7 protein-coding genes are annotated in these 6096 nt (G+C 45.0%); 1 reads left to right on the top strand and 6 read right to left on the bottom strand.

The window, feature by feature from the left end:
• Position 1: 1 nt before the first annotated feature.
• Together VFW36_RS09710 and VFW36_RS09705 are read right to left on the bottom strand one after the other, a co-directional pair.
• A complete protein-coding gene (locus VFW36_RS09710; RefSeq protein ID WP_329658614.1) occupies positions 2-469 on the bottom strand; it encodes a YfiR family protein in 468 nt (155 codons plus the stop codon).
• A 26-nt stretch (positions 470-495) separates the two neighbouring features.
• Positions 496-2355, bottom strand: coding sequence for a TonB-dependent receptor plug domain-containing protein (locus tag VFW36_RS09705; RefSeq protein WP_329658613.1), 1860 nt, complete (start codon positions 2353-2355; stop codon positions 496-498).
• Between the two features lie 168 nt (positions 2356-2523).
• On the opposite strand from VFW36_RS09705, the gene VFW36_RS09700 reads away from it, so the two are divergent.
• Positions 2524-3690, top strand: coding sequence for a pyridoxal phosphate-dependent aminotransferase (locus tag VFW36_RS09700; RefSeq protein WP_329658612.1), 1167 nt, complete (start codon positions 2524-2526; stop codon positions 3688-3690).
• 40 nt (positions 3691-3730) lie between these two features.
• Here the strand turns inward: VFW36_RS09700 and VFW36_RS09695 are convergent, their stop codons facing one another.
• From VFW36_RS09695 to ilvN, 4 genes are all read right to left on the bottom strand, one after another.
• On the bottom strand, positions 3731-3952 hold the full coding sequence (locus VFW36_RS09695) for a hypothetical protein (RefSeq protein ID WP_329658611.1): 222 nt from the start codon (positions 3950-3952) through the stop codon (positions 3731-3733).
• A 73-nt stretch (positions 3953-4025) separates the two neighbouring features.
• Positions 4026-4574 (bottom strand): hypothetical protein, encoded by a 549-nt coding sequence (locus VFW36_RS09690; RefSeq protein ID WP_329658610.1) that lies wholly within the window; start codon positions 4572-4574, stop codon positions 4026-4028.
• Between the two features lie 15 nt (positions 4575-4589).
• Entirely contained in the window at positions 4590-5537 is a 948-nt protein-coding gene (gene lpxD / locus VFW36_RS09685) for a UDP-3-O-(3-hydroxymyristoyl)glucosamine N-acyltransferase (RefSeq protein ID WP_329658609.1), read from the bottom strand.
• Positions 5538-5543: 6 nt separating this feature from the next.
• A complete protein-coding gene (gene ilvN, locus VFW36_RS09680) occupies positions 5544-6020 on the bottom strand; it encodes an acetolactate synthase small subunit (protein WP_329658608.1) in 477 nt (158 codons plus the stop codon).
• Positions 6021-6096: the final 76 nt, after the last annotated feature.

Genomic DNA, 6096 nt, shown 5'->3' with positions numbered 1-6096 from the left:
ATCACGGTTCAACCCTCCTAGCCAGTTTCAAAAGTCGTGAACTCACGCTCAACTCCGATACCTTTATCGATTTTAGATTGATGTCAAATGCAATCTTATGGTTATCGCGCAACATCGTAATATGGGAATCATTGATATTCGGATTTTCACTCACGATCAAGATCGATGAACCGGAAAGTTTTTGAATCAGTTTTTCACCGCTTTGTCCTTCACTCTCTCGTATAAACACCATTTGGCACCCTTTTGCCGCTTCAGGTGTCGATACGGTGGAAACTTTTACTTTTTGGTTTCTCAGCATCTTGTTGTTCAAGGCATTCGATGCGCTTCCCATATCTTCTTTATAAAAACAAATATTAAACTCCCCCGACGGATCACCGTTATGCCAGTCAGTCAAAAGTGCAAAGTTATACAAGTATGCCGCCTTGATCGTATATTCCGGCAATGCTTCAGCCTTTAATAAGCTTACCATAAATATTAAAAATAGTGTTATCTGTCTCATTGGAAGTTGTACTCCAATTGTAGCCAGAAGGTGCGACCCGATTGCGGCAGGTAGGTTGTCGCTTCTTTGTCTGATTGGTTAAACATATCATGAACCAAGAAACTAACACTTGTATTCGGTGCAAAACGATGTGCCAAAAGATTACAGTTCACGAGTGTATAATCAGTGTGATACGTTTCTGAACCGGTATAATACAGATACTTCCCGACGTATTGCGCTTCGAGCCCTACGCGCAGATTATTATCCAAAAGCGGGGTAGAGAGATTAAACTTGGCAAGATTCTCAGGTGAATTTCCAAGATGTGCACCATCACTCTCTTCTCCGTTTTGTCGTGCGTAGCTCGCTTTTAAACGTATCCCATCATCCCAATGCTTTTCAAGCTCAACTTCCGCCCCTTTTAAAACAACATCATTAGTAGAGCCATAAGAGATGCGATCACGGATACGATAGCGATACAACGAACCGCTCAGTTTGGTTCCCCATCCCAACTGTTGTTCGATGACAAACTCTACCGTTCGAGCCTGTTCCTCTTTCGTCCATGCACCCTCAGAAGGGGTGGCTTGACGGTTGGTTTTGCCGGCGGAGAGTTTGAAGACACTCTCTTCGGATGGTTGATAGATCAATGCGGCACGTGGGGTATAATAAGAGATATTGTTATTGCTGTTCTCATAGCGCAGACCGTAATTGAGGCTCAGTGTCGGAGAGATCACAAAATCATCATACGCATAAAAGCTGTATGTTTTACGAGGGGGGTGTTCCCCCCCACTACTATCGGAATAATTGTATACCAAATCTTCCGAATAATTATTCCAAGACCACAAATAATCATTGCGATACCCAACGCCCAGCGAAATAGTATGGTTATCCACCCATGAGCCGATAAGCTTCGCATCGCCGCCATTCCATCGGGCTGTCGATATAGATCCATAACTGTAAGATTGAGGCTCCATATAATCAAAACTGTATGTATACTGCCCATACCAAAACGATGTAGAGAGCTTCGTATCGGATGCGATGTCCGTATGGTATTTCAAAAGGAGAAATGCATTCTCATCACTATAAAGCAAAGAATCAGTAGGAGCATACGTAGGATTTTGAATATTACGCTTAACATACGCCCCTAGGAATGAGACATTATCAGCATCGTATTTGGCGAAGAAGCGTTTGTTGTTTTCATCGTTATCGCCCGCTTTGGCAACAGAGCCTCGTGTCGCATACGCGGAGGCTCCAAGCAAGATGTTGGCACCGTTGTCCAGCTTTTCTCCGTAGCTAATACGTTGCTGACGTGCATGGTGATTGCCAAATCCAAATGTTACGCGCGTACCGTCGATGTCGGAGCCTTTTTTGGTAATGATGTTGATCGCACCGAGCAGTGCACCATCGCCGTACCCCGCCGATCCACCGCCGGGGATATACTCGACACGCTCGATCATCGAGACATCGAGAATACCGTCGTTTCCTAAATACGCTTGACCATACAGACTATCATCCGCGCGATACCCGTCAATCAGGACGATAATACGCCCCGCGTATTCATTATTCGGGAACCCTCTTCCACCGAGAAATCCGTATGTTGCGGCATACGATAGATGTAAGCCTTTCATACTGGCTAATATCTCGGCTAAGGTGCGATAGCCGTAATCACGGATGTCTTCAGCGGTAACAATCGAAACGGCGGATGAAGCGTTGCTCACTTGGTTGGCGATATGGCTGGCGGGAATGTATTCAATCTGAAGCAGCTCCTCGAGCGGGATAGCTGTTGCGTCTGTTGCAGTATTGTGTTCTACTGCCCCTAACGAGTATCCCATGAGTAACAATAAAAATGACGAAAAAACTGTCTTTTTATTCTGTTTCAAAGTGAATAATTACCTTTTATAAAAATCGTGTAAATTAATGTAAAATTGTATCGAACCGATAGTCACGTTTTAGTCATAATTTCAGGCTATAAATGTGACCAAGGCGAAACAGTATAAAATCAACCTTCCCATGCTATAATTCGCAAAAATTTTTACAAGGGCTGATCCATGTTAACCGATCGCGTCAATATCCTCTCCGAATCGATTACCATTGCTATCTCTACGTTAGCGCAAGAACTCAAAGCACAAGGAAAAAATATCCTCAGCTTCTCCGCAGGTGAGCCCGATTTTGATACTCCGCAAGTGATCAAAGATGCTGCTATCAAAGCCATCAATGACGGTTTTACCAAATACACCGCCGTTGACGGTATCCCTGAACTCAAAGCGGCTATAGCACTAAAACTCAAACGTGATAACGGCTTGGACTACAAACCGAACCAAATTATCAGTAATAACGGTGCGAAACACTCGCTCTACAACCTATTTGCCTGCACGATCCAAGCAGGTGATGAAGTGATCATCCCGGCTCCGTACTGGGTAACCTATCCTGAACTAGTGATGTATTGCGGCGGAACCGTGGTTGAAATCGAGACGAACGATGCGAGCGGGTTTAAAATCACCCCTGAGCAACTCAAAAAAGCCATTACTCCTAAAACCAAAATGTTGATCCTCACTTCACCATCAAATCCGACGGGTGCTGTTTACTCACGCGAAGAACTCACCGCATTGGGAAAAGTATTAGAGGGGACAAATGTCCTCGTTGCCAGTGATGAGATGTACGAAAAACTGATCTATGACGGTGAGTTTACCTCTGCGGCGGCGGTGAGCGATGATATGTTTAAACGCACTATCACTATCAACGGTCTTAGTAAATCGGTAGCGATGACAGGATGGCGTTTTGGGTATATGGCTGCGCACAATACCGAAATCATCCAAGCGACCAAAAAACTCCAAAGCCAAAGTACATCAAATATCAACTCCATCACCCAAAAAGCGGCTATCGTAGGTCTCAATGGGGATGCAGATGCAGATATTGAAGCAATGCGAGTACAGTTCAAAGCACGCCGTGACGAAGCGGTAAAATTGTTCAATGAAATCGACGGGCTCTCCGTCCTCTCACCTGATGGTGCTTTTTATCTGTTCGTGAACATCAAAGAAGTCAGCAACGATTCAATGCAATTTTGTAAAGAGCTTCTAGAAGAACAAGGGATTGCGGTCGTACCGGGTGTCGGGTTCGGTTCCGAGGGGTATTTTCGATTTAGCTTTGCAACCGATATTGAAAGCATTCGCGAGGGGATCAAACGTATCGCTACGTTTGTGGCTTCAAAAAAATAAATTTCTTTTTTCATTCCCAAAATATTTGGGAATGAGAGACCTACTTAATACTTTTTAACGCTTCAACTACTGCATCAATATTCCCCATCGGCAAATGCACTTTCCACTCCGGATTTTTGGGATCACCGGACAATGAAATCCCGATACTGGCGACACTGTCACTCCCTATCCCGTAAGGCTCGTCTACTTTAGAAATGGAGATAATACCTTTTTTGGTACCGTCTAATGGGATTTCTTTAATCATGGTTACGGCAGAACTCATAAACTCTCCTAATATAACTGTATAGGAAAGAGTTTAGCCGATTTTGGCTAAAGCAACCTTAAAAGAATAAGAATTAGTTGGAGCCTTGATTAGAGGCGGTATTACCGTAGATAAAAGCGTACATTTTTCGATAATAACGCTCGTTACGAGTACGATCTGTCGCACTGAAATGGTGATAGCGTCCCAATGTTTCCCATGAATAGCCGAAGCTTTTGACCAAGCGGGTCAAAATAGCGTTTGCTTTTTCACGTGCGGTATTTTCTTCAAAATACTCATGCAACATAGGATCGGGGTGATATTTGTAGTTGATTTGATAAGGCCCGAGATCGAGATTCACAATCCCTCCGGCAATAAGCGCTTGTGCCTGAGCACTGCACTGCTCGCTTGAACCGCATTTAATAATATGCCCACTCACCGAAAATCCGGCATCGGCGGCACGTTGTGCTTCATCGTCTGCATTGATACGGATGACGTTAGGGTTACACATTCCCCCTTCTTGGAGGCATTCGCAATGTTTGATCGCATCGAGAACAATATCGGGCATCCGGATTTCCTTAGTGAGTTCACTCTCAGCACGCAACAGTGATGTTGCAACCATTAAACTTACCAGTATTCTCCGCATTCATCGCCCCTTTTCTTAAGATTCTAGTATTTTAGCCAATTTAGCCTGCATTTTCAGCCACAATTTATGTTCCATCAACGGGAAGCCGCTGTAGACCCCTTTTTGTGTGATACTTTTCGTAACACCAGAACGGGCAGCAAGGGTCGTGAACGGCGCTATTGTTAAATGACCCGCCGTCGCACTTTGCCCCCCCATGACGACATTTCGTCCCAGTGTGGTAGAGCCTGCAAGCCCCGATTGTGAGACCATAATAGAGTGTTCACCGATAACGCAGTTATGTCCGATTTGAACGAGATTATCGATTTTGCTCCCCTGCTTGATGATGGTTGATCCGAAGACCGCACAATCCACTGTCGTATTGGCGCCGATCTCAACATCGTCTTCGAGTATCACGTTGCCGTTTTGGTAGAGCTTGATGTGTTCTCCCATTTTGGTGTGAGCATACCCGAAACCGTCACTCCCGATAACACTTCCCGCATGGATCATAACCCGATTGCCGATCACACAATCACGGTAAATCGTGACGTTAGGATAGAGGATAACATCATCACCGATAACCGCCTCAGCACCTACATAAACACCGCTCATAATCGTACAGTTTGCACCGATTTTAGCTCCATTTTCGATATGTGCGCTCGGATAAAGGGTTGTCCCATTTCCGATAACAGGAGGAATATCGCTGCTTTGTATCGGTTTGGCAAAATGTTTGGAGAGGAGTGCTACCGACATATACGGCTCATCTGACTCTAGGGCAATGATACCTTCTGGAAGAAGATGCGCTTTTGCAGCAGGCAAAATGACAGCCGTTGCTCTCGTCTGCGAGAGTTCTTTTTCGTATTTGGAGTCGGAGAGAAATGAAATCTCCCCCTCCGATGCTTCACGAAGCGTATTCATCCCCGTAATATGGATAGAACTTTTAACCTCTTGGCACCCTAGCAACTCTGCAATAGTTTGAAGTGTCATCTTCTCTTATCTCTCTAACGCGACAGAGCCGCTACGAACAATCTCTTTGGGGTGGAAACGTTTGATCGCTTCGAGAAAATGGTTCACCCTCATCGGTTCATCCGATACCATAACGATCATCGTGTCGCTCCCGACATTCACGATCCGTCCGTTATACGCATGGGTTAGAGCTTCGATGTCCCCCAACGACTCAGACATCGGTATTTTGACCAATGCCATCTCGGTTTCGACCAAATCGGCGTGCTCATATACTTTGAGAACCGGAATAAGCTTATGAAGCTGTTTCGTAATCTGTTCCACCACACGTACCGAACCTGCGGTGACGATCGTAATACGAGAATACTTAGACTCAGGGATCGGAGCTACGGTTAGTGACTCGATATTGTATCCTCGACCTGAAAACAATCCTGCGATACGTGAGAGTACGCTTGCTTCATTCATGACAATTACGGAAATAACACGACGTTCTGTCTGTTCCATCATCATTTCTCCTTGTACTCTAACATCATATTAAAGAGCGATCCGCCCGCCGGAACCATCGGAAGTACATTCTCAAAAC

The organism is Sulfuricurvum sp., assembly GCF_036279695.1.
Taxonomy (GTDB): Bacteria; Campylobacterota; Campylobacteria; order Campylobacterales; family Sulfurimonadaceae; genus Sulfuricurvum.
This window is presented reverse-complemented; position numbering and strand designations above follow the sequence as displayed.